Source organism: Treponema sp. R8-4-B8, from assembly GCF_054786175.1.
On record NZ_BDHE01000258.1, the window covers coordinates 1 to 591 of the forward strand.

The window sequence follows — 591 nt, forward strand, 5'->3', positions numbered from 1 at the left end:
ATTGTCGATAATGGGGCGGGGTCGGGTTGATTTTTTTCACAAAATATTGCGTCAGCCGCCGTGCTTTTCTTATATTATATGATATAGTAATCGGTTCCGAAACAGGCAAAATCAGCAAAAGGAGTGACCTTATGCCGTGCAATGTGATGAAAGAACGCCAAATAAGCGAGCTTTCGAAAGACCCGCTGCGTCCGCTCACGCAGGACGAATTAGATCATTTTGATGAGTACTTGACCTTCAAAAACGACGACATATCCGCCAAAGACGTCAGTCTTACCGAGGCCGTAAAGCATGTTACCGCTTATATGGATTTTTACCTTGGCGTCCCGGAGGCGAAAGAACCTGATGCCCTCAATTAGAAATTCCGCGCATTGGATGCCGGATTAAAATGGATTAATATTGGCAAGTATTATATTAATTAGTATGGACATTACCTGTCTCTTATACACATCTAGATGTGTATAAGAGACAGGTACAAGCGACAACGACATCAGCCTGCTGATGCTGAGCGGATCAAAAACTCATATCTACACATATTGTAAATCAAGTTCGTAAGACCGATATTGAATTTAGCCCGCAGAATCCCGATTG

At 42.8% G+C, this 591-nt stretch carries 1 protein-coding gene; it reads left to right on the top strand.

Going from position 1 to position 591, the window contains the following annotated elements; translation table 11 throughout:
- The first annotated feature begins 131 nt into the window (after positions 1-131).
- Positions 132-359 (top strand): hypothetical protein, encoded by a 228-nt coding sequence (locus ACYVRA_RS08265; RefSeq protein WP_461252252.1) that lies wholly within the window; start codon positions 132-134, stop codon positions 357-359.
- Positions 360-591 lie beyond the last annotated feature (232 nt).

What these genes read in the sequence shown, in the direction of transcription:
- ACYVRA_RS08265 (WP_461252252.1), top strand. Translation starts at nt 132, where the DNA reads ATGCCGTGCAATGTGATGAAAGAACGCCAAATAAGCGAGCTTTCGAAA.